This is a genomic window from Lysinibacillus sp. FSL L8-0126 (assembly GCF_038630385.1).
Taxonomy (GTDB): Bacteria; Bacillota; Bacilli; order Bacillales_A; family Planococcaceae; genus Lysinibacillus; species Lysinibacillus fusiformis_D.
In genome coordinates, this window is record NZ_CP152028.1 from 738,923 (window position 1) to 763,619 (window position 24,697).

Annotated in this window: 21 protein-coding genes; 1 reads left to right on the top strand and 20 read right to left on the bottom strand. The window is 37.6% G+C overall.

Annotation, left to right across the window (positions count from 1 at the left end; all coding sequences use genetic code 11):
- Nucleotides 1-296 precede the first annotated feature (296 nt).
- The 10 genes from MHI34_RS03585 to MHI34_RS03630 form a co-directional block, all read right to left on the bottom strand.
- On the bottom strand, nt 297-884 hold the full coding sequence (locus tag MHI34_RS03585; RefSeq protein WP_036128486.1) for a redoxin domain-containing protein: 588 nt from the start codon (nt 882-884) through the stop codon (nt 297-299).
- Nucleotides 881-1,513, bottom strand: coding sequence for a hypothetical protein (locus tag MHI34_RS03590; protein ID WP_089934824.1), 633 nt, complete (start codon nt 1,511-1,513; stop codon nt 881-883). The genes MHI34_RS03585 and MHI34_RS03590 overlap by 4 nt, the downstream gene beginning before the upstream one ends.
- 260 nt (nt 1,514-1,773) lie before the next feature.
- Complete coding sequence (locus tag MHI34_RS03595; protein WP_249646027.1) at nt 1,774-3,081, bottom strand: M23 family metallopeptidase; 1,308 nt, start codon at nt 3,079-3,081, stop codon at nt 1,774-1,776.
- Nucleotides 3,082-3,135: 54 nt separating this feature from the next.
- Nucleotides 3,136-4,020: a permease-like cell division protein FtsX gene (gene ftsX / locus MHI34_RS03600; RefSeq protein WP_036120971.1), complete on the bottom strand. Its 885-nt coding sequence runs from the start codon at nt 4,018-4,020 to the stop codon at nt 3,136-3,138.
- Nucleotides 4,010-4,696: a cell division ATP-binding protein FtsE gene (ftsE, locus tag MHI34_RS03605; protein ID WP_036120973.1), complete on the bottom strand. Its 687-nt coding sequence runs from the start codon at nt 4,694-4,696 to the stop codon at nt 4,010-4,012. Before ftsE ends, ftsX begins: the two co-directional genes overlap by 11 nt.
- 242 nt (nt 4,697-4,938) lie before the next feature.
- A complete protein-coding gene (locus MHI34_RS03610; RefSeq protein ID WP_271912418.1) occupies nt 4,939-6,129 on the bottom strand; it encodes a DUF4097 family beta strand repeat-containing protein in 1,191 nt (396 codons plus the stop codon).
- 88 nt (nt 6,130-6,217) lie between these two features.
- Nucleotides 6,218-9,085, bottom strand: coding sequence for an excinuclease ABC subunit UvrA (uvrA, locus tag MHI34_RS03615; protein ID WP_101966437.1), 2,868 nt, complete (start codon nt 9,083-9,085; stop codon nt 6,218-6,220).
- A 7-nt stretch (nt 9,086-9,092) separates the two neighbouring features.
- Nucleotides 9,093-11,084 (bottom strand): excinuclease ABC subunit UvrB, encoded by a 1,992-nt coding sequence (uvrB, locus tag MHI34_RS03620; protein ID WP_342504112.1) that lies wholly within the window; start codon nt 11,082-11,084, stop codon nt 9,093-9,095.
- A gap of 539 nt (nt 11,085-11,623) precedes the next feature.
- The gene (gene tnpA / locus MHI34_RS03625; RefSeq protein ID WP_271912593.1) at nt 11,624-12,097 is read right to left on the bottom strand and encodes an IS200/IS605 family transposase; all 474 of its coding nucleotides are present in this window, start codon (nt 12,095-12,097) and stop codon (nt 11,624-11,626) included.
- A gap of 171 nt (nt 12,098-12,268) precedes the next feature.
- Nucleotides 12,269-12,517 carry an IDEAL domain-containing protein gene (locus MHI34_RS03630; RefSeq protein WP_036120988.1) on the bottom strand — a complete coding sequence of 83 codons (249 nt, stop codon included), beginning with the start codon at nt 12,515-12,517 and terminating at the stop codon, nt 12,269-12,271.
- Between the two features lie 226 nt (nt 12,518-12,743).
- On the opposite strand from MHI34_RS03630, the gene MHI34_RS03635 reads away from it, so the two are divergent.
- The gene (locus MHI34_RS03635) at nt 12,744-13,253 is read left to right on the top strand and encodes a competence protein ComK (RefSeq protein WP_036120991.1); all 510 of its coding nucleotides are present in this window, start codon (nt 12,744-12,746) and stop codon (nt 13,251-13,253) included.
- Between the two features lie 41 nt (nt 13,254-13,294).
- Here MHI34_RS03635 and prfB read toward each other — a convergent pair.
- The 10 genes from prfB to fliB all read right to left on the bottom strand — a co-directional run bounded on the left by prfB (nt 13,295) and on the right by fliB (nt 24,618).
- Nucleotides 13,295-14,396 (bottom strand): peptide chain release factor 2 gene (gene prfB / locus MHI34_RS03640; protein ID WP_101966489.1). Its coding sequence is split into 2 segments (ribosomal slippage): nt 13,295-14,323 and nt 14,325-14,396, totalling 1,101 coding nucleotides; the frame shifts between segments, so codons are not numbered across the junction.
- A gap of 124 nt (nt 14,397-14,520) precedes the next feature.
- Complete coding sequence (locus MHI34_RS03645) at nt 14,521-15,063, bottom strand: competence protein ComK (RefSeq protein WP_271912415.1); 543 nt, start codon at nt 15,061-15,063, stop codon at nt 14,521-14,523.
- Between the two features lie 343 nt (nt 15,064-15,406).
- Nucleotides 15,407-17,917: a preprotein translocase subunit SecA gene (secA, locus tag MHI34_RS03650; RefSeq protein WP_036120997.1), complete on the bottom strand. Its 2,511-nt coding sequence runs from the start codon at nt 17,915-17,917 to the stop codon at nt 15,407-15,409.
- 142 nt (nt 17,918-18,059) lie between these two features.
- Nucleotides 18,060-18,611: a ribosome-associated translation inhibitor RaiA gene (gene raiA, locus MHI34_RS03655; RefSeq protein ID WP_036121000.1), complete on the bottom strand. Its 552-nt coding sequence runs from the start codon at nt 18,609-18,611 to the stop codon at nt 18,060-18,062.
- 100 nt (nt 18,612-18,711) lie between these two features.
- Complete coding sequence (locus tag MHI34_RS03660) at nt 18,712-19,092, bottom strand: PilZ domain-containing protein (RefSeq protein WP_036121003.1); 381 nt, start codon at nt 19,090-19,092, stop codon at nt 18,712-18,714.
- A gap of 195 nt (nt 19,093-19,287) precedes the next feature.
- Nucleotides 19,288-19,698 (bottom strand): flagellar export chaperone FliS, encoded by a 411-nt coding sequence (gene fliS, locus MHI34_RS03665; RefSeq protein ID WP_141904756.1) that lies wholly within the window; start codon nt 19,696-19,698, stop codon nt 19,288-19,290.
- Between the two features lie 208 nt (nt 19,699-19,906).
- On the bottom strand, nt 19,907-20,266 hold the full coding sequence (locus tag MHI34_RS03670) for a flagellar protein FliT (protein ID WP_271912412.1): 360 nt from the start codon (nt 20,264-20,266) through the stop codon (nt 19,907-19,909).
- 27 nt (nt 20,267-20,293) lie between these two features.
- Nucleotides 20,294-22,786, bottom strand: a complete 2,493-nt coding sequence (fliD, locus tag MHI34_RS03675; protein ID WP_271912410.1) for a flagellar filament capping protein FliD — start codon at nt 22,784-22,786, stop codon at nt 20,294-20,296.
- A gap of 21 nt (nt 22,787-22,807) precedes the next feature.
- Nucleotides 22,808-23,197, bottom strand: a complete 390-nt coding sequence (gene flaG / locus MHI34_RS03680) for a flagellar protein FlaG (protein WP_089934818.1) — start codon at nt 23,195-23,197, stop codon at nt 22,808-22,810.
- Between the two features lie 200 nt (nt 23,198-23,397).
- Nucleotides 23,398-24,618 carry a flagellin lysine-N-methylase gene (fliB, locus tag MHI34_RS03685; protein ID WP_271912407.1) on the bottom strand — a complete coding sequence of 407 codons (1,221 nt, stop codon included), beginning with the start codon at nt 24,616-24,618 and terminating at the stop codon, nt 23,398-23,400.
- Between the last annotated feature and the right edge of the window lie 79 nt (nt 24,619-24,697).

The window sequence follows — 24,697 nt, forward strand, 5'->3', positions numbered from 1 at the left end:
CTTTTCTCATGGGTGTTGGTTGTTGCTTCGAGAGTATTTTCCTTTGCTCCGCGAGTATTCCCTCTGCCTCCGCGAGCATTCCCTCTGTCTCCGCGAGTATTTCCTCTGGCTCCGCGAGTATTTCCTCTGCCTTCGCGAGTATTCCCTCTGACTCCGCGAGTATTTCCTCTGACTCCGCGAGTATTTCCTCTGACTCCGCGAGTATTTCCTCTGACTCCGCGAGTATTTCCTTAATTCTTATAAAAATAAAAAATCTGCTCGTTTCTACTATAGAAAACGAACAGATTTTTTATGAATTAATCTAGTGCATCTACATAATCATTTAACATATCTACATCCATTGGTCCTCTGATGGCGCGTTGGATATAGCCGTTGGAATCAATAAAATAAGTGGTTGGAATGGTGATGATTTGATAATCTAAGCCAGCGTCATTGTCTGGGTCCAATAAAATGGGGAATGTTAGCTCAAAGCTATCTCTAAATGTCATCACTGTGTCTACTTTGGCATCGGCAGTCACATCCCGTTCTGCACTTGTTAAATTGACAGCTATAATTTCAACGTTTTTCTCTTTAGCATACTCATCGTAGAAACTTTGCATATGCGGCATTTCCGCCTTACAAGGTGGGCACCATGTCGCCCAGAAATTTAGTACAACCTTTTTTCCACGCAAATCACTTAATGTGATATCTTCTCCGTCTAAGCTTGTTAAGGTGAAATCAGGCGGTATATCCCCTTTTTTTAAACCCGTTTCTAGCTCCTCCATATCCTTACCAAGAGCAGACTTTTCAATAGCACGTTCTTCGTTAATTTGTTGTCTCACATATGTACCAATCATCGCAATCACTAATAGCACAACGATCAGTAGCCCAATATTTTTTTTCATTCTTTACCTCCCACATTGATTCGTTCATATTGAATGGCTAATCCCAAACAAAGTAGTACTACACTCACACCCACAGTTGTTTGCCATATACCAAGGGTTTGGAAGAGAGCTACGATCAAATAGCCAACTGTATACAATAATAAAGCTTGTTTCATCGCTGCTAGTTTCCATAATATGATGATGGTTAATACACTTAGCACAACTAATGTAATGATTTCACTCGATGTAGTGTTGTCATTGAGTAGCACGACAATCATTTGGTAAATAGATTGCGTTAAAATAATAGCCCAGCTACAAGGGATAATATCTTGTTTTTCAAGCTGAAGATTGTGCCGCTTTCTCCATATTTGTAAGGACACTACGATGACGCCGAGATAAACACCTATTGTACCGCCATTGAAATAAAGTAATGACATTGGATTATTCACAACAGCTTTGAAATCAGTCACAAGTAGGCTTAGTTTCCAAACAATGAGAAATGTAAAAATCGCATCAGCATATACTTCAGACCATTTTTTTGAAAATTGCACGCGTAATATGAGCCACACTATAAAAAATGTAATGAGTAAAGCCACTGCAGTAGCTGGTAAAGTTAGTGCTCGAATCGAGTACCACTCTGTATTAATCACTCCAACAAATCCTCCTCCGAAAGTTAGATACAGCATAGCATAGAACCCTTTTAAAATAAGAATATTTCACACTGTGTTCAGAAAATCTTCAGAAATTAACATCTGTTAAAAATACCCCACTATGTATATATTCATCATAACATTAAATAGAATCTTATAATAGCCGTTACTCATAGAGGAGGGAGTTCTTATCTTCTAAAGATATAGATGAAATAAAAAAAGCTATACACTAGAATTCTCTAATGTATAGCTGTTCTATTTTACAATGGAATATATTTTAGTGGGTTTACACTGCCCACAGCTTGTCCTCGCCAAGGACCAATATGCACTTCAAAGTGTAAGTGAGGGCCAGTAGAGCGACCTGTACTACCCATTGCTGCAATTTGCTGACCTTGTGTTACTTCTTGTCCTACACTAACATTAAATGCACTTAAATGGGCATAAACTGTTGTATAAATTTGTCCATCAACTGAGTGCGTTAAAATGACAACATTACCATAAGAACTAAGTGGTGCTGCATAAGAAACTACACCATCCGCCGCTGCCCAAATCGGTGTTCCTGTTGCATTTGCAAGGTCCACACCGTAATGGAATTCAGGGCCAGCTCCAATATTACGCCAGCCATAAGGTGATGTTAGGCGGCCGTTCGTTGGTTTAATCCAAGTACCATTTGATTGAGGCGCGTTCACAGTACCACCTGATGAACCACCACCATTGTTGGCTGCTGCAGCCGCTGCCGCCGCAGCAGCTGCTTTACGTTTTGCTTCTTGTTGACGAGCAATTTCAGCTAAACGTTTTTGCTCAGCAATGATTTGATCTTGTAATTCTTGGCTTACTTCTAATGCTTCTGAGTACTCTTTTTCAAGTAATACTTTTTCAGATTTGAGCTTTTCTTGCTCTTTTTCTAATTGGTCAACTAGTTTATTTTTCTCAGCTTTTTGGCTATCTAAAGATGCCTTTAATTGTTCAAGCTCAGCTTTCTTGCCTTCCAATTTTTGACGTTTTTCTTCTACACTTTGCTTTTGCTCTTCTAACTGTTGTTTATCATCTTTTTGATCTTGAATAATTTGACGATCCGCTTCTAATAGTGCATTAACTGCAGAGAAGCGATCAATGAAGTCTACAAAGCTATTAGATCCAAGCAAAACATCTAAATAGCTTACCGAGCCACCAGCTTGAATCGCACGTGCACGTTCTTGTAATAATAAATCTCGCTCTTCAATTTTATGCAGAAGTTCTTTAATGGAAGCTTCTAATTTTTTTATTTCTTCATTTGTTGTATGAATATCTGCTTGAACATTTTTAATATTACTATTGGTTTTGTCGATTTCAGCGTTCAATGCTTGAATTTGATCTAAGATTTTTTGTTGCTTTTCTTGATTAGCCGTGATGGCATTTGACTTATTACTAATGGATGAATTTAAATCATATTTCTTTGTTTCGATTTGTTTCTTTTCTTCTTTTAAATCCGATAAACTTGTTGCATATGCTGATGGAGTTTGGATAAAAAGAAATAGAGCAGATGCTGCTGCAAGTGTTTTCAATGTTTTTTTCGCCTTACTTTTCACCGATTGAACTCCCCTTCGACTATTCTTTTTCTTCTTCACAAATATCCGTTGTGACTAAATTTTTAAAAACTTACGCACTGACATAAAGCTTCCCCAAACACCGATAAGCACGCCAATGAGTAACAGGAGACCGCTCACCTGATACACAAGTGGAGAAAAATCAAGTAATTGAATTAGCTCACCTTGTAAACGTGGTGCAATAATTTTATATACATTGTGGTAAAGGGTTGTGACAACCGCAATCGGAATAATCGAACCTAAAATTCCGAGCCACATACCTTCCAATAGGAATGGGATACGTACGAATGAATTCGTAGCCCCTACAAGTTTCATAATTTCAATTTCATCTCTACGAGCAATAATAGTAATACGAATTGTATTCGAAATTAAGAAAATCGCCGTGAATAATAACCCTAAAATAAGTACGATGCCTACATTACGACTAATATTTAAGAAGTTAAATAGTTTTTCAACTTTTCCTTCGCCATACATAACGTCATACGTATACTCATATTTATCTATCGCTTTTGCAATTTTAGCTGTTTGCTGGGGATCAGCAGCTTTTACATAGATTACATTACGTAAAGGGTTGCTTTGTTCAAATAGCTTAAAATCATCACCAAAATCTTTTACTAACTTAGTTAACTCATCTTCCTTAGTGGAATAGGTCATCTCTGACACACCAGGCAATTTTTTGACTTTTTCGACGAGTGCTTTTTCTGCAGCTTCATCTGCTGTCTCATCAATTAAAACTTTAATCTCAACATCGTTTTCTAAATCAGTCGCTACTTTATTTAAATTCATCATAATAAGCGCAAAAACGCCTACTAGTATAAGCGTAACTGTTACGGCACTGACAGACGCAATGGTCATCCAGCTATTTCGGCCAAGTGATTTCACACTTTCTCGGAAGTGGCGCTTTACTGTATTAAATTTCATAGCCGTATTCACCTCCGTGTTCATCACGGACAATTAAACCGCCTTCAATTGCGATAACACGACGACGAATCGTATTGACAATTTCACGGTTATGGGTCGCCATCACAATGGTTGTCCCTCGAGCATTAATTTCCTCAAATAAATTCATGATTTCCCACGATGTTTCAGGATCGAGGTTCCCTGTTGGTTCATCTGCAATCACCACTTTAGGAACATTGACGATTGAGCGTGCAATCGACACTCGTTGCTGTTCCCCACCTGAAAGCTCATTCGGGAACATTCTTGCTTTATGCTTTAATCCCACCAGTTCTAATACTTCCATCACACGACGTCGGATTTCATCTGGATTTTCCTCAATTACTTCAAGTGCAAATGCTACATTCTCATAAACATTCAAACGAGGTAGTAATTTGAAGTCCTGGAAAACTACGCCAAGTTGACGGCGCAAAAAAGGGACCTTCTTATTTTTTAATGTTGCTAAATCAATACCATTGACTATAATTTGCCCTGATGTTGCCTTTTCTTCACGATACATCAATTTAATAAATGTAGATTTACCTGCTCCACTTGGACCAACTACATACACAAATTCGCCTTGCTTTATATTAACGGAAATACCATTTGTCGCAACTACACCGTTTGGGTACTTCTTTGTCACATTTTTCATTTCTATCATGATTAAACCACCTAAAACTCTCATCTATGTAAGAGGTATTTCTTTTACTATTATAGCACTCTATTTCTGTTTTTTTATTACAGTTTCATTTCAATACGTGCCAGTTCCTTCTATTTCGTTCTTTCATTGCCATTATCATTAAAAAAATGACAAAAATAAAAACAGCAATCGACGATAAACCAAGTCGAATACTGTTTGAAATCGCAAGAAGCATTCAAGCTTTCGCCTGAATGCTTCCCATGTTACATTTGTTGTTCGTCCGTTGTTGTGTAGCGCACTAAAACGGCGCCAGTTTTCGATTCGCCTTCGATAAATAAGCGATTTGCACTTTCAACTTCTTTATCAAAGCGTACTACTTTGGATAGGAATTGGTCCTGTGACTCCATTTTAGAAACATCCTGAATGCCTACATCTACTTTCCCGAAATTCGTCACAACTTTACCACTTAATGAAATGGTACGTGGGACATATATTTCCACCGCTCCAGCAACTGTTTGAGCTTTTATTTTAGATGAATTTGTGGAACAAGTTGTTACCACTACATGTCCATTGACAGACTTCGCCTCTACCTCATCCAAAGCTCCATCTAAATAAACACGTCCATTCAATGTTTCAGCCTCTAAATCCTTACCACGAACATTCGTTAATTCAATGGAACCATTAGAAGAGTCCACTTCCGCTTTTCCAAAATTAAACTTAGTGCCTTTAATAGCTCCGTTCAATGTTTTAACTTTTAATTCTTCAAATTCTATATCCTGTAGTGACGCACTACCATTCATGAGACGAACAGATAATTTTTCAAGTTTATCCTTAGGTACTTGCACCTTTACATTGACTTGAACAAGCTTTAATTGGCTTAAAATGCGAAGTGAACGCTCATCCTCTTTTACAACAAATTGCTCTAAAAAGTGATTGCGTGTTTCTTCCTCGCTCTCATTCATCAGCGGTGCTTTCACCTTACAAACTACCTGAATCGTATCTCCTCCACTTGCTTCCAATGAGAAATTACCATTTGGCAATTCAACAATAACATTGTCTACGTTAGCAGCTGCCACTTCTTCTGTATGTGTAAATTCAATTTTATCTCCAAATGGAGATGCTACATCAAATTCCTTTACCTTTTTAACAGCGGTATTCATCATATCCATAAAAAGAGAACCGATTTGCGTTAAATCCTTACGAAAATCTTGCATTTCATCTTGGAAATATTTCATAAAATCATCTTTTTTCTTGTCACCATCTTTTGATTTTTCTTCAAATAGTGACTCTTCTTTTTCAGTTGAAAAGGATTGCGCCTCTTTTGACACATCATCCATAACATTTTGAGTAGACTTGCCAGGTTGCTCTAATGCTTCTAGTAATGTAATCGCCTCTTGTGCCGAAATCGTTCCTTTTTCTACAAGTTCTAAAATTCGTTGACGTTCATTTTGCATAAATAAATAGCCTCCCTCAGTTCGTTATACTATTTATACGATTCATCATATGAAAAGTTTCACTGCAAAATTGAATAAATTGGGTCTGTTAAGATTGAGACGCTTCTACTAGCAATGCATCCATTCGCAGACGATCACGTTCCAGGATAGGTTTTAAGTATTTCCCTGTGTAAGAGCCAGCGACTTTTACTACCTCTTCTGGTGTACCTGTTGCAACGATAGTGCCACCTTTATCTCCACCTTCTGGCCCTAAGTCGATGATATAATCAGCGGTTTTAATAACGTCTAAATTATGCTCAATGACTAACACAGAGTCCCCATTTTCAACAAGCCGCTGCAACACGACGAGCAATCGAGCAATATCATCGGCATGTAAACCTGTCGTTGGCTCATCCAAAATATAGAAGGATTTCCCTGTAGATCTTCGGTGTAACTCAGAGGCTAGCTTTACGCGCTGTGCCTCACCACCCGATAAAGTGGTAGCTGGTTGTCCCAATTTCATATAGCCCAAGCCCACATCGACAATCGTTTGTAGTTTACGCTGGATTTTAGGAATATTTTCAAAGAACACTACTGCATTTTCAATCGTCATATCAAGTATATCTGCAATACTCTTATCTTTATACTTCACTTCAAGTGTTTCACGATTATAACGTTTACCATGACATACCTCACATGGAACATAAACATCTGGAAGGAAGTGCATTTCGATTTTAATAATGCCATCTCCTCGACATGCTTCACAGCGTCCACCTTTAACATTAAAGCTAAAGCGACCTTTTTTATAGCCTCGTACCTTTGCTTCATTTGTTGCCGCAAAAACATCACGAATATCATCAAAGACACCTGTATACGTTGCTGGGTTTGAACGAGGCGTACGACCAATTGGTGATTGGTCAATATCGATTACTTTTTCAAGCTCATCTAGGCCCGTCACTTCTTTATGTTCTCCAGGCTTAACCTTTGAACGATTCAGCTTCTGTGCCAATGATTTATATAAAATTTCATTTATCAGTGTCGATTTCCCAGAGCCTGACACACCTGTCACCGCTACAAATAAACCCAGTGGCACATCCACTTTGACGTTACGTAAATTATTTTCCTTAGCGCCTTTAATGGACAGCTTACGACCATTTGGTTGACGTCTTTCCACTGGTAATGGAATGAATTTTTTACCACTTAAATATTGCCCTGTTAGAGAGTTTTCATTCTTCATAACTTCCTGTGGTGTGCCTGCTGCCACAATTTGACCGCCATGAACACCTGCTCCAGGTCCCACATCAATAAGATAATCGGCTGCCAACATCGTATCTTCATCATGCTCTACCACAATTAACGTATTGCCGATATCACGCATATTTTGCAGCGTGTTAATTAAACGATCATTATCACGTTGATGCAAACCAATAGAAGGCTCATCTAAAATATAGAGAACTCCTGTTAAACGTGAGCCGATTTGTGTAGCGAGCCGAATACGTTGCGCCTCTCCGCCTGATAATGTCCCTGCTGCACGACTCAATGTCAAATAATCTAAACCTACGTTGACAAGGAAGCCCAATCGTTCTTCAATTTCTCGTAAAACCAGTCGAGCAATTTGCATATCCTTTTCAGTTAAATCCAACTCTTTGAAAAATGTGTCCGCTTCCTGAATCGAATATTGTGTGACTTCACCAATATGCTTATCTGCTACTTTCACAGCTAACGTCTCAGGCTTTAAACGATAACCTTTACAGGACGGACATGGCTGCTGTGCCATATATTTTTCCATTTGCTCACGAACATAATCGGATGTTGTTTCTTTAAAACGGCGTTCCACATTGCGCACAACACCTTCAAATTCAATCATTTGGTCTCGCACATTGCCAAACTCATTTTCATAATGGAAGTGAATTTTGTCTTTTCCTGAGCCATATAAAACCTTATCCATCTTTTCCTTTGGTAAATCCTTCACAGGCACGTCCATTGGGATATCGTAGTGATCACACACCGCTTTTAATAATTGTGGATAGTACTGTGAACTAGTCGGTTCCCATGGAGCAATAGCATGCTCTAACAAGGAACGATCCCAATCTGGAACGACTAAATCTAAATCCACTTCCTGTGTTGAGCCTAAGCCATCGCAGCTTGTGCAAGCACCAAACGGGCTATTAAATGAAAACATACGAGGCTCTAGCTCGCCTATAGAAAAACCACATATCGGGCAAGCATGATGTTCACTAAATAATAATTCTTCATACTCCATCACATCAACAAGTACACGACCATCAGCCAAACGTAAAGCTGTTTCTAAGGAGTCACTCAAACGTGAGGCAATACCTTCCTTCATAACAACACGGTCCACTACTACTTCAATCGAGTGCTTTTTATTTTTATCAAGATCAATCGCATCATCTAAATCCCGTAATTCCCCATCAATTCGCACACGAACAAACCCTTGCTTTTTTAAATCCTCTAGCAGTTTAACATGGGTTCCCTTGCGTCCAGAAACCATCGGCGCAAGAAGCTGCATTTTTGTTCTTTCTGGATATGATAATAAACGGTCTACCATCTGCTCAATCGTTTGGGAAGTGATTTCTATGCCATGATTTGGACAGATCGGTTTACCAATGCGTGCATAAAGTAATCGTAAGTAATCATAGATTTCCGTTACCGTACCAACCGTAGAACGTGGATTACGACTCGTTGTTTTTTGGTCAATGGAAATAGCAGGCGATAATCCTTCTATTGCATCGACATCTGGCTTATCCATTTGTCCTAAAAATTGACGGGCATAGGCAGAAAGGGACTCAACATAACGACGTTGGCCCTCCGCATAAATTGTGTCAAATGCTAGAGAAGATTTTCCTGAGCCTGATAAACCTGTTAATACGACTAATTGGTCACGTGGAATTGTGACATTGATATTTTTTAAATTATGAGCACGTGCACCTTGCACGACAATTTCAGTATTTTTCACAAGTCATTCACCCTTCTACCTTCAATTCAAATATTGTATCTCGCAACTCAGCCGCACGTTCAAAATCAAGCGCTTTTGCTGCTTCCTTCATTTCGACCTCTAAGGAAGCCAAAAGCTGTTCTCTTTCCGCCTTTGTCAGCTTTTTGCCTTTCGTAGCCTTTGTCACATAGGATTCTTCTTCTTCTGCCACTTGTGTCGCACGAATTACATCTGGGATTTTCTTGATAATGGTTTGAGGCGTTATGCCATGCTCCTCGTTGTAAGCCATTTGCAATGCACGACGACGTTGTGTTTCATCAATTGCCTTTTTCATCGAATCTGTTACATGGTCCGCATACATAATGACATGACCATTTGCATTACGTGCAGCACGACCAATCGTTTGAATTAATGAACGTTCCGAACGTAAAAATCCTTCTTTATCAGCATCAAGAATCGCTACAAGTGACACCTCAGGAATATCAAGCCCTTCACGCAAGAGATTAATACCGATGAGTACATCGTACGTTCCTTTACGTAGCTCACGAATAATCTCAATACGTTCTAGCGTTTTAATTTCGGAATGTAGGTACTCGACCTTTAAGCCCATTTCTTTCAAGTAAGCCGTTAAATCTTCTGACATTTTCTTCGTTAATGTTGTCACTAAAACCCGTTCATTTTGGGCAATTCGATCTTGAATTTCATCAATTAAATTATCGATTTGCCCTTCAATAGGTCGCACTTCAATTAACGGATCCAATAATCCAGTAGGTCGAATAATTTGCTCAACCATTTCCGGCGTATGCTCCAGCTCATAAGGGCCTGGTGTGGCTGAAACATAAATGGCCTGATGCACTCGGTTTTCGTATTCTTCAAAACGTAGTGGACGGTTATCAAGTGCTGATGGCAAACGGAAACCATGTTCTACGAGTACACCTTTACGAGCTTGGTCACCATTGTACATACCACGAACCTGAGGAAGTGTTACGTGACTTTCATCTACTACAAGCAAAAAGTCATCTGGGAAGTAATCTAGCAATGTATATGGAGTGGCACCTGCTCCACGCAATGTTAAATGGCGTGAATAGTTTTCAATCCCTGAGCAAAAGCCCATTTCACGCATCATTTCTAAATCATAACGTGTCCGTTGCTCTAGGCGCTGTGCCTCTAGTAATTTATCCTCTGCACGTAGCAACGCAAGACGTTCCTCTAATTCTTTTTCAATGTTTTCAATCGCTTTTCGCATTTTCTCTTCTCGTGTAACGAAGTGGGATGCCGGGAATATAGCAACATGCTCTCGATCCGATAAAATTTCTCCAGTTAAGGCATCCACCTCTCGAATACGATCGATTTCATCACCGAAAAACTCCACCCGAATACAATGCTCGTCACGTGAGGCTGGGAAAATTTCCACTACATCTCCACGTACCCGAAATGTTCCCCGAGTAAAACTGACATCATTACGCTCGTATTGAACATCTACAAGTTTGCGCAGTAGCTGATTACGTTCAATTTCCATACCTGTGCGAATTGATACAACCATTTCTCGATATTCTTCAGGAGAACCTAAACCATAAATACAGGACACAGATGCAATAATGATGACATCATCACGCTCAAATAATGCAGAAGTAGCAGAGTGACGCAGCTTATCAATTTCATCGTTAATGCTGGAATCTTTTTCTATATAGGTATCTGTCTGCGGTACATAGGCTTCTGGTTGGTAGTAATCATAGTAGCTGACAAAATATTCAACAGCGTTATTCGGGAAGAACTCTTTAAACTCACTATATAACTGGCCAGCTAGTGTTTTATTATGTGCCATAATGAGTGTTGGTTTTTTAATTTGCTGGATGACATTAGAAATGGTAAACGTTTTACCTGTTCCCGTAGCACCAAGTAATGTTTGATGACGCTTGCCCGCTTTCACACCCTCCACTAATTCCGCAATTGCCTGTGGCTGATCCCCGTTAGGCTGATATGGCGCTTGTAAATCAAATGTTTGCACACCTGTCCCCATCCTTTCCTTCCAATTTGTACATATATTTTAGCATAGCAATATTAAAATTTCGAACATTTAACGAACGAATGTTTGTAAAAATTTTTTTATCCCTAAAATTTAAATGAATAACCGTGAAGCGAAGAATACTTATTACTCTCATAATAGCCGCTTCAACACATTTTCAAGCTTAATCTATTCAATAGATTTCGATTCTTGAGTAGAAGTCATAATATTTTCAGTAGAGGGCTTCTGCTTTTGTGAGTGGGGTAACAGATTTTTGGCGTGGGTTGCATTCTTTTATGAGCCAGGGCTCTTGCTTTGAGAGCGGATTTACTCCTGAGCAGGAGTTCTTACTTTCTGAGCAACTCTCCCTCTTTTATAAGCGAAGACTCTCACTTTTTGAACCAGCAGCTCTCCTTCAATCAAATCAGAACCACCAGTATAACTGGTGGTTTGCTCTGCGCGTGAAACGCTGGGGTACTGGCCCATGTCTAAAGACATTCTGAATGGTCTGCCAACCGCACTCCGTTTTCACACAAACCGCTAAAGCGGCTTACTTATTTTTTCTTTCTCTTGATTTCTTCTCCTGTGAATGGGTCAATGAATTCTTTCATCGTCATTTGATCTTGCAGGATATCTTCTTGTAATTGATTTTTTATATACTCTTGTATCTTTTTCTTATTTCGGCCGACTGTGTCCACATAGTATCCTCGACACCAGAATTGACGATTACCGTATTTATACTTTAAATTCGCATGTCGGTCGAAAATCATTAGACTACTCTTCCCTTTTAAATAACCCATGAACGCAGATACACTCAATTTCGGTGGAATACTTACCAACATATGAATGTGGTCAGGACAGGCTGTTGCCTCTATGATTTCTACATCTTTTCTTTCACATAATTGGCGCAATATTCTTCCAACATCTGCTTTAATTTGACTATAAATAATCTGCCTTCTATACTTTGGCGCAAAGACGATATGATACTTACAATTCCACGTTGTATGTGCTAAACTTTTGTTATCCATTTATGGTGGCTCCTTTCGTACGAAGTCGGTTGACTAGACCTGACTTTATTGTACGTTTGGAGTTTTTTTATTGTCCATAGCTAAAAGCTTTCCGGAACCCCCTGCATAGCAGGGGGTTTTCAAAGCACACAAAAAAATCCCGCTCTCCAATAGACATGGAGAGCGGGTTCGTTAGTATGATTCATCCTCTGTTTGCTGCAAGGAATGTAGTTCGGCTGCGTATTGGTAAAATGCGTTTTCATCTTTTTCATCGAGTACTCTGTCTATCAGAACCATGAGTTGCTCTTGACGATGCATACGCTGGATACGATTTAAAAATAAATCTAAATAAATCTCGTTTAATAATTTCTCTGCCTCATCAACTTTTTTCGACTGACCCACGGCTTTTAGAAAATCTGTGTACGAATAATATTTATCCAACGATCTCACCTCGATCCTTTTCTAAATTATATGAAAATTGAAATTAAATTGCAATGCTTACGAATTGAAAATAACTTGGATTAGCTATTAATCTCGTGACATTTGCAGTGAATTCTCTAAGCATTTCATTCTTTTCTGAAGGGTTTTCAGCTACTTTGTCTATTTTTTGAAACTCTCATTTTGTTCTACACTACCGTTATCAACAGAAAAAGGAGGCTCTCTCTATATGACTAGCAATTTTGTCAATAGCTACTTAATTTCATTCAACACTTACTTGCTTCAACCTATTCAGCACAACTCCAAGGTTTTCACTCATGTTATCGATAAGCACAATGAGCTGATCGTCACGCGTAAACCGATGCATGTGCTTCGAAAATCTTGTATCTCATTAGGTTCAACCTATGAAGCTGCAAAACTATCGGCTAAACGTTTCTTTGGCAATCAACATAAGCTACCAATCGTCGTGGCCTTTGACTACGGCTATCCCTGTATTTTTCTACCAACTTATTCCCCGAACTCCATTCATAATATATGGATTGGACTTCACGCGATTATCAATATTACACCAAGTCAGACGGGGTGTGTTGTCACATTAAAAAATGGTAAAACAATTGAACTACCTATTCAATATGCCTCGATTAGTAAACAGTTTTTGAATGCATCGATGCTCTATAAATATTACATGAACGAGCGCAAGCAGCTTAGCCAAGATGCGCCATATCACCCTCCCTTTTAACTAGAAAATCCCCCAAGAACACCTCTTGGGGGATTTGTGTATTAGCCAATTTTCGAGCGTAAATAGGCATTAATAAACGGATCTAAATCGCCGTCCATCACTGCACCAACATTACCTGTTTCTTCATTCGTACGGTGATCCTTCACCATAGAGTATGGGTGGAATACATACGAACGAATTTGTGAGCCCCAGCCGATTTCCTTTTGCTCACCACGTATTTCATCTAGTTGCGCTTGCTGCTTATCTAACTCTAATTGATATAATTTCCCTTTTAGCATCGTCATCGCTTTTTCACGGTTTTTAATCTGTGAACGCTCTGCTTGACACTGTACAACAGTACCAGTCGGAATATGTGTAATACGAACTGCTGAATCTGTCGTATTAATATGCTGACCACCCGCACCTGTAGCACGATACGTATCAATTTTTAAATCCTCTGTGCGAATGTCGATTTCAATATTTTCGTCGAACTCTGGCATAACATCACAAGAAACAAATGATGTATGACGACGACCTGACGAATCGAATGGTGAGATACGCACTAGACGATGCACGCCTTTTTCAGCCTGTAAATAACCGAAAGCATTGTGACCTTTAATCGACAATGTTACCGATTTAATCCCTGCTTCATCACCAGGAAGATAGTCCACAGTCTCCACTTTAAATCCACGCTTCTCCGCCCATCTTGTATACATACGTAACAGCATAGAACCCCAGTCCTGAGATTCCGTTCCACCGGCACCAGGGTGTAGCTCTAAAATAGCATTATTTTGATCATATGGACCACTTAACAGCAATTGCAGCTCAAAATCCCCCATTTTTTGCTGGAATTCTGCTAGCTCTTTGCCTAGTTCTTCCTGTAACTCTTCATCTGGCTCTTCCTGTAAAAGCTCCAGTGTCATATCTAAATTTTCATGGGTTTCCACTAAATCTTTATATTCATTGACGATTGCTTTTAAGCCATTGCCTTCATTGATGGTCACCTGTGCCCCTTGCTGATCATCCCAAAAGCCAGGCTCTAGCATCATTTCATCTAGCTCCTGAATGCGTGCCTCTTTGTTTTCTAAGTCAAAGAGACCCCCTGAAGTCCGCCAGTTTTTTGGCTGTAGTGTCTAACACATTGCGTACATCTGCTAATTCAATCATTGTTAAATCCTCCGAACGTTAGTAATGGAGCTAACATTGCACTCACAAAGCTCCGTATCTTTTCATTATAACGTTTTTACAAAGGAAAACATACTATCTAGCAGTTGTTTTCTCGGAGTAATCAATGATCCTGTGTCTCGTCCTCTAGCATATTAAGAGCGAGACGCTGAAAAACCTTTACACGGTCATACTGAACAAGCAAATGCTTTGTTCGTTTTTCTAACCTATATTTTAATAAATAGGCTCTCTGAATACGATATTCTAACGCATTAACACTGACATCCACTACCAGTTCTTTGCCATTCGTAAAAGTTATTTTTGCTCTCTTTTTATCCACAGCGATATATTCATCAATATGATGAACGGCGAACCAGATACATTCAGGTTGTAGAGGAGACTTACTTGGAAACCATAAAATATTACATCGTTCATCCACTACAATTGGATTTTTATTAAGCTTTCCTAAAATCATTTTCGAGCCATCAAATGCCCCTCTTAAACTCGAACCAAAATAACGAAGGTTATAGTCCATTAACTTCGTTGGTGCTAATTTCGATAGATATTCATTATTTTTCTCAATCACCCGCGTACATAAATTTCCAAAGGAATCATACACAGGCATATACATCATCGTTTCACTATTCATAATATCTTTTTTATGCACCTATAGTCCTCCTTTATACACTTTATGTTTTTTCAATTAAAATAAAAAGGGATATACCAATATTCGTACATTCCAGATGTTTGTGACTCGTAAAATTGCTTTATTATCATGCATAGCACCCCTTCCCTTTCTAGGTCTAAGTCTTCATAGCACCTTCTTATTTAGGATAATAACGGGAGCTTCCCTGAACTAAAATCCTAATATTACAGCTATTGTATACCCATATTTTTCAATTGTCTATAAATTCTGACTTTTATTCCTAAATTTCTTCCTAAAACAGTATAATGTCAAAAGAAAAAAACCATTTCAACATGTAGTTAAAATGATTTTTTTCACTAATATATTATTGACCTGCACCATGACAGTTTTTAAATTTCTTGCCGCTTCCACATGGGCATAAATCATTACGACCAATATTTTCAGACTTACGCACAGGTTGTTTTTTCGGAGCTGAGCCGCCTTCTTCCTTCGGATTAACCGCTTGGCCCTTCGCCACCTCTTCACGCTCAAGATTACTGCGAATTTCTGCCTTCATTGCATATTTCGCAACATCCTCACGAATAGACGCAACCATATCCTCAAACATAGCAAAGCCTTCTTGTTGATATTCTCGAAGTGGATCATTTTGTCCATATGCACGTAGATGGATACCTTGACGAAGTTGGTCCATCGCATCGATATGATCAATCCATTTCGTATCAATAGAACGTAATAAAATTACCTTTTCAAACTCACGCATACGCTCTGGTGTCAGTTCTGCCTCTTTTTCATCATAACGAGCATGAACAGCATCCGAAACCAACTGATTAATGTCTTCAGCAGACTTGCCTTGGAAATCTGCTACTTTAAGCTGACCCTCTTCTAACAGATTAGCCGCTACAAAATCTTCAATTGCTTTTAAGTTCCAATCTTTCTGCTCACCCTGAGTATACAGACCAACAACATTATCGATTGTCTCTTGAATCATAGACTCTACGAGTACACGCATATTCTCTGTTTCCAATACATCATAACGCTCTTTATAAATAATCTCACGTTGCTGACGTAGCACATCGTCATATTGTAATAAACGTTTACGTGCATCAAAGTTATTACCTTCGACACGTTTCTGCGCTGATTCTACAGCTCTCGACACAACTTTTGATTGCAATGGCTGAGAATCATCCATGCCTAAGCGCATCATCATCGACTTCATATTATCAGAGCCAAAACGACGCATTAAATCATCTTCTAGGGATAGATAGAACTGCGTAACCCCTGGATTCCCTTGACGACCAGAACGTCCACGAAGCTGGTTATCGATACGACGTGATTCATGTCGCTCTGTCCCGATGACCGCTAAACCACCAATTTCTAGTACACCTTCACCTGGTTTAATATCTGTACCACGACCCGCCATGTTTGTCGCAATCGTTACTGCGCCCTTAGTACCGGCATTTGCAATAATTTCTGCCTCGCGTTCATGGTTTTTCGCATTCAAGACATTATGAGGAATTTTATGTTTATCAAGTAACTGCGAAATAATTTCAGATGTTTCAATCGCAACTGTACCAACAAGCACAGGTTGTCCTGCCTTATGACGCTCAGCAATATCGGCCGCCACCGCTTTATATTTTCCTTCCATCGAAGCAAAAATTAAATCTGGACGGTCATCACGAGCTATTGGTTTATTCGTTGGAATCGCAATAACGCTCATGTTGTAAATATTTCGGAACTCTTCTTCCTCTGTTTTCGCTGTACCTGTCATACCCGCAAGCTTTTGGTACATACGGAAATAGTTTTGGAACGTAATGGTAGCCATTGTCATTGATTCATTTTGAATGTCAACGCCCTCTTTGGCTTCAATTGCTTGGTGAAGTCCATCAGAATATCGACGGCCCTTCATTAAACGGCCCGTAAAGCCGTCAACAATTACAATTTCGCCCTCTTGGACAACATAGTCAACATCATTATGCATACTCACATGTGCCTTTAACGATTGGTTAATGGCATGATTTAAGCGTACATGTGTTAAATCAAACAAATTGTCGATCCCAAATGCTTTTTCTGCCTTTTCTACACCTGCATCTGTTAATGTAACACCTTTTGTCGACTCTTCGTATGTGTAATCTGTATCTGCACTTAACATGCGTACAAAAGCATTAGACTGTTTGTACAACTGTGCTGATTTCCCAGCTTGACCCGAAATAATTAATGGCGTACGAGCCTCATCAATTAAAATAGAGTCCACCTCATCGATTACAGCATAATGAAGCGGTCGTTGAACACGCTCTTCTTTATAAAGCACCATATTGTCACGTAAATAGTCAAATCCTAATTCATTGTTTGTACTATAAGTAATATCCGCTTCATATGCCGCACGCTTCTCTTCTTTTGACAGGCTATTTAAATTTAAACCTACTGTAAGACCTAAGAAATTATACAGCTGTCCCATCTCAGCAGCATCACGACTAGCCAAATATTCATTGACTGTTACAACATGTACACCTTTACCAGTAATCGCGTTTAAATAAACCGCCATAGTAGCTGTTAATGTTTTACCTTCACCTGTTTTCATCTCTGAAATATTACCTTCATCCAGTGAAGCAGCCCCCATGATTTGAACACGGAAAGGATACATCTCTAAAACACGTTTAGATGCTTCGCGACAAACAGCAAAAGCCTCTGCACGAATCGACTCTAAATGCTCTCCATCAGCATAACGCTTTTTAAACTCTTCTGTTTTTGCTTGTAATTGTTCATCTGAAAGCTGTTCCATTTGAGAAGCAAATCCCTCTACTTGGTCAGCGATTTTTTCTAATTTTTTTAACTCACGTTTATTGAAATCAAATAATTTATTTAATAGGTTTGCCATGAATGTTTTTCACTTCCTATATAGATTCAACTTCCATTTTACCATTGTGTAACAGTTTCATGCAAACAGTCACCCTACTTGCAGAAGAAAGTCATACAAAAAAGACTCTCGCCATCGCGAGAGCCTTTGTCATCATGAAGTTTTAAGTTGTTTCGATTAAGCCATATTTACCGTCTTTACGTTTATACACAATATTTGTGCCATTAGATTCAGCATCTGTAAAGACATAGAAATCATGCCCTAACATATTCATTTGTAAAACAGCCTCTTCTTGATCCATCGGTTTTAAATCAAATTGCTTTGTACGTACAATTGAGTATTCCTCTTCCTCTGTAGTAGCATCAGCGGCTGCTTGTGTAGTAGCAAAATAAAGGCCTGCACCTTCTCGCTCACGGAATTTACGGTTTACTTTTGTTTTATGCTTACGAATTTGACGCTCTAATTTATCAACGATTAGATCAACCGCAGCATACATGTCATTATGACGCTCTTCAGCACGAAGAGTTAAGTTCTTCATCGGAACTGTGACTTCCACTTTTGTTTGCTTGTCATTATAAACCTTTAAATTTACGTTAGCATTGGCGTTAACATCTTCGTTAAAATAACGTTCGACTTTTTCGATTTTATTCTCAACATACTCACGAATAGCTGGAGTTACCTCAATATTTTCACCACGAATGTTAAAGTTTAACATGTAAACTCCTCCTTTATAACTGCTATACTATCTATTTTCTACACAAGTGTGTGAAATTCCTCTAAAATAATTCTTTTTTTTACAAAAAAATTTTATAAAATTAATGGTTGCTTTGCTTTTTTGCTTCTGCCGCTTCCTTTTTACGTCGCAGCTTTAATTCTTCTACAATCAAATCTTCTACTCGTGCCTGATCATTGAAATAAATGCCATATTGCTTGCCGCTACCAAACGGACGGCTCCAAATAACTTCACCATAAGCCCGCACCTCTTGTGTATCAAGCACAAAATGGATATCCAATGGTGGAGGATTCACGCCTAAATCCACTTCAGTAAACATCTTTAACCCACGTGGACTAATGTCCAGCAAGTCCGCCATAGCCGTTTGTCCATGATTGACCCTTCCGTTCTCATAAATAGCAAAAGTTATTTGAACAGGCTCCTCAAATTTAAATCGGAAACCTTCTTGACGCTTAAAGATCATATTCCCACCCCAGTACTATGTTAAACATTTATATTGCTTTGATTATGACACGATGCCCTTCTTACAGCTAGAGGGAATAAGTAACATATTTTACCGTCAAATAGCCTAATTTATGACTATTTAGTGTTAATTTCTAGTTATTATTCCTGTCATATAGAAAAGAGACCATCTTTTGATGATGGTCTCTAATTTTGTCTAAATTTGTCCGCTGTTTCCCTGACCAAATTGCTGTTGTCGAGTAATGCGAATAACTTCCTTCCACGTATCGCGGAATTCCGTCACCAATCCTTCTACTTCTTCAATAATCGCTACATCATTTTGAATGTTTGCCTCTACTAAACGATGATTCATATATTCGTAAAGAGGTAGCATTTGTTTCGAAATCTCAATATCCATATTGAGTGTAGACATTAGCTCGGCAATGATCGCCTGTGCCTTTATAAGATTTGTATTTTTTTCTTGGACATTTTTCTCTTGAATAGCTTGTTTCGCCTTATGCAAGAATTTTAAACATCCATTATAAAGCATTAACGTCAATTCGCCAGGAGAAGCTGTAGTCACACTATTTTGTTTATACGCATTTTGTGCTGTTAAATTTGCTGCCAATAAAGGACAACTCCTTTGAAAGGTTACTTATTTACTAGTTTAAACCATTTTACGAAGAAAAGCTATTTGATCAATAACGCCCAAGCGTAATTGTGTCGGGATTTTGAATTGTGTGATCATAATTCATCCTTTTAAAATTCTTGACGTCCGCCGGAGCTTTATCTTCATTCAGCTTGCGGCTTCCACCACACTAAATGAAGATAAAATGTCAATTCTTTTTATCGTAATACATCCCGTCCATCACACGAACATTGGAGTAAGGGTTGAAATATTGCTGTTCACTTTTTTTCGTTTTTTGTAGGTTTGCCATATCTTGCTTAACTGCATCCATAACAGCTGCTAATCTTTTTTTAATACCATTATCTAGTTCCAACAGTGTACGATGAATACGATTTTGTTCATTGAAATGAAAACCTTCTTGTTTCAAGCCTTTAATAATCGTTTCACGCTTGTCCAACATGCTATTGATTGTGTTGATGTATTCGTCACGCTCTTCACCATTTGGAATGTCACCTAAATGCTTAAATAAATTGGCTGACACTTGCAATAGTTGATCTGTTTGATGCATATTATTCTCCTACCTTAATTAGAAGCCTCAGCCTTGCATGAACATGCTGGATTGTTGATTTGCTTTATTTATTGCTTGCTCCATTGCTGTGAATTGCTTCCAATAGCGAGATTCTATATCCTCTAGTTTTCTCTTCCAAGTACTAATTCGACTTTCTGTATCCATTAGGTTATTTCCGATTGCATATTGAGCGTCTGTCATCGTAGAACGTCCAGCTTTTTTTTCAATAGTAATTTCAAAAGTTTTCATCGATTCACGTAGTTTTTCTAAATAACCTCGTGTATCGACTGTTTTTCCATCTACTACATCATCTTTTTTACCTTCACTATTTTTAAAGAGTTTTTCAACTGCATCAGGATCTTCTTCTAATACTTTTCGTAATTTTGTTTCATCAATTTCTAATGTACCGCCATCATTATAGTTTTTTGATGTTGTAATCCCAATACTGAAAAGGGTATTATATTTTGAATCAATACCAGGATTTGATTGATATACTAAAGAACGCATACCCGAAAGCCCTTCACGAATAAGAGTATCACCTCTTAATAACCCACTCTTCGCTTTTTCTTCCCAAAGCTTAATCTCATTTTCTGACATGTCTTCTCTTTGCTCACTAGTCAATGGCGTATAATCACGATATTTAGTTTCTTTTGTTTGATCATTTAAATCTTTGATAAAACCGTTATAAGTAGTGATAAACTCCTTAATTTTAGCCATGATGTCATCAACATCTGTTGTGGAAGTCATTGTGACTGCTTGTGCTTTTTGAGCAGCATTTACTTTATCTTCGTCAACGATTTTACCACCACTACCATCATCCTTTAAAATACCTGCCGCATTTGCATCTGCTGTTGCTGCCTTTTCGGTATTAGTTGCTTCTGTTAAACGAGTTTGAGCTGCTTTCTCTTCAGCATCGGCAGTTAAATACTCTGAACGTTTAATATTCTGATCCGCCAAATCATAGAATTGACCTTTTTCTTCTGGGGATAAGCTATTCCAAACCTCTTTTTGTTTTTCTGTTAAATCCTCAACCTTTTTAGATCCATCTTGCAAACCTTTAATTAACGCATCTCCAAATTGATTATACTTTTGTTTTAAATCCTCAGCTTGAGCTTTTTCTTGATAAGTTTTTAAAGTTGCTGAATCTGTTGCTATTAAATTAGTTAAATCATCTTTACTTAAAGATTTTAACGCATCTTTTACTTCTTTTGTAAATTCAGGATTATCATCTATATCTTTATGAATTTTATCAATTGAATCATTACTGTCATATGAGAAACGTTTTAATGCATCGATGGCATTTTGATCAAAATCTTTTAATTTTGCACCATACTTTTCGTACTCTGCTTGAGCTTTAAAATCTGTAAGCTGATCTTTGTTTGAAAATAAAACATCTAACACATCATTAGATAAATCCTTTAATTTCGCTTTGCTTTCATCACTTAAAGAGCTTCCATCTAGATTATCTTTAATACCTTGTGCAGATGATTGGTTTTTAATGTAATTTATTTCATCAGTTGATAAATTTCTCCACGCATTATTTCCAAGTTTGTTATATTGCACTTGTTGTGACAAAGATAAAGTATTACCAAAAGCATTTTTATAAGCAGTTTCATGGTTAGCTGTATAGCTATTAATATCACTAGCACCATAAGCATTTTGTTTTGTAGTAAGATTTGCTTGTTTATTTGCTAAATTAGTAGTAGCATTTTTTAATTCTTCCACAGCAGCTTTATATTTATCTGCAATCGTTTGGAGGCCGTTGAATGTATCTTTTAACGTTACATTATAACCCGAAATCGTAAACGTATTTGTTGTTCTTTCTGTTGCTATACCATTCACAGTGAAAATAGCATTTTTTCCTTCTGTATTTTGAACTTTATTAGGATCAGCAAACCCTAACTTGTTGAAAATATCTAAACCACCTACAACTTTGATTTCATCATCACCTTTAACATCACCAGTGTTTTTGGCAGTAAAGGAGAATCGACCATTTTCAAATACAGCACTAATTCCTGCATTACTAGAATTCACTTTACTAATAAATTGATCAACTGTCATATCAGAAGTAATTTCAATCTTTGTTGCCTCACTCGCTAATTGACCGTTGGTTTGAATGGCTTTAAATTCTATAGTTCCTGTTGCTCCTAAATCGGACATTTTCGTAGTTCCTACAGCATTAACTTGATCACCAACTTTACGAGCTGCTGTAGCTAATTGGGAAACACCCTCGATTGACAGTGTTCCTGAAGCACTTCCTGTTGCAGTTGCAGATACTAAGTTAGAATTAGAACTAGCTGCCGTTTTAGAAATAAGACTTTTTAGTACTAGATTATCTGATATATAAGTATCAAATGTTTTTAGCTTTGTATTAACACTTCGATATGCGTCACGTTGCCACTCGTACGTTTGTTTCTTTTGATATAACTTGTTTAAAGGTGCTCTTTCCGCATTCATTAATTTTTTTACTATTGAATCTATATCCATTCCTGAAGCTAAACCGCCGATTCTATTTACCATTATATTTCCTCCTAAATATTCTTATATTTTTTCGTCCACAATCATCCCTAATAACTTTTGCATCTCATAATATGCGTCTAAAAGTTTTTTTGGAGGGATCTCTTTTACGACTTCTTCTGTTTGGGTATCAACAACTTGTACAAAATAACGATCTAAACCGTCATGTAACACAAATTTAGAAGCATTATGATTGATTTGCAAAAATTCATTCACAGTATCTACTACATTTTGCAACTTTTCTTTAGATACCTCTTGACCCTCAGCAACTGGTATTTTTTCTCCTTGTGATTGCGTTATTAACTGAGATTTAATAGTAGTCATCGTAGTTTCTTCTATAATAGCTTTCTTAGAAGATGTTGATGACGTTGCAGTTCCCACATCTGTAGATTGTCCTTGAGCTGCAATACGCATAATATGTAACCTCCCAAACATTTCGTATTCTTATATCTAGTATCGGAAGTTTTTAGAAATGTTTCACCTTTTTACAGCAAACTACTTTAGATGATACCTTTCTCAAAAAAACCCCTTATTCAGATGATATTTACCTGAATAAGGGGCTTCTTTGAATCTTTAACTATTATAAAAAGCATTTATAAAAAATTACGGTAGCTCTACTTACTAATCATGACAAACATATGCCCCATTGTTGTATAACCTAAATTCATCATACCCTCACGAACATCTAGCAAATAAGATGGGGTATGTTCAATCACCTTCGCAAGCTGTTGTACACATTCAATAAACATTTCTTGTGTTAATTGTTGTTGTTTAGCGGCCATACCAATTAGATGCAACTTAATTAACGTAAAATTGACAACAAGCATCATATAACTTTCAAAGAATGTCTTACAATCATAGGGAAATAGATTTTTAAATACATAGTTCACCATGTAATTTTCAAACATATATTCATTTTCTTTAATAAATGGTTCATATATATTAGTATAGGATTCTTTGTATTTCAATACTGTTGCTTCCATATCACGTAATTCTTTTTCTTCATCCTCTTCCAAAGCTAAGCCTTCTATTAATTGATGAAGAATAGTGATATATTTTTCTGAAGCAATACCACTTGTAATACGAAGGCGAATTAATGCACGTGCTAAATTCAATTGAAAATTTAAATTACCCTTAATATCTTCTAACGATTTAATATATTCATCGTTATCTAAACGATTTAGATAATCTTGCATTATCATTTGTAATTCTTGTTCCAATTCATTCGGTTTTAATTGTTCAATTTTTTGTATGAATAGCCCTAAAATAATTAAACGAATCTCAATAGGTTGTTGGCGACTTTGAAGAAGCTGAATTGTAAAAATACGCAAATCCCAAAAATGAGGGTGTTTTTCTAATTTTAGGTCCTTATTTATTAGTCCACGCGTATTTTTTGGTTCTTCTGTCTCTATAAAACCGATTCCATCTTTACGTAATAGAACAATTCGTGCTGCCTCTGGGCAAGACAATGTTAAACTTTTTTCTGTTACATTCCCTACACTTGTAAGGAATCGAGGATAAACAGCACAAGTATTACATAAAAACTCTTCTCCTAATTCTTTATGAATACTACATAACCCGTCCTCTAACATCATATGACAGTTTTTATTATCATCTAAAATGAACTTTGCATAATTAGAGTCATCATGACCTTTACGATTTCGTTTTACATATTTTAATAGTTTTTCTGCCATCTCCGGCTGACGCACTTTACGATACGCTTGATATGTTTTCTTTTCAACTGTTATATTCCAACCAGCACAACAAGTATCTTCACAAGCACTACCTATACAACTAAAATCTTCTATATATTCAGGAACTAAAATAGGTCTCATTTCCTACACCCTTTTTATAATTTAATATTAATATACATTATTTTTTTAATCTGAACATATGCTTACTTTTCTTTTTTGA